At 44.6% G+C, this 231-nt stretch carries 1 pseudogene; it reads right to left on the reverse strand.

From position 1 onward, the window contains the following. Positions 1 to 231: pseudogene (locus SB772_RS46070) on the reverse strand (hypothetical protein); the annotation flags it as partial.

Below are 231 nucleotides of genomic sequence, written 5' to 3' on the forward strand. Positions count from 1 at the left end.
GGGTTCATATCTGGATCTAGCGAATCACCGTTTATCATCATGCCATCGTTTGCACTAACAACCTCGTCATTGACCATAAATTCAATACGACGATTGCGGAAGCGACCTTGTTCGGTTGAATTATCTGCGATTGGTTCTGGCCGAGCACAATATGCTAGTCGATTTGCATCGCAATGATATTGGCCGTGTGGCACGATTTGGTACGGTAAAAGTACGTAGCTTGATGGATAT

Origin of the sequence: Paraburkholderia sp. SIMBA_030, assembly GCF_046535245.1 — a bacterium.
Classification (GTDB): domain Bacteria; phylum Pseudomonadota; class Gammaproteobacteria; order Burkholderiales; family Burkholderiaceae; genus Paraburkholderia.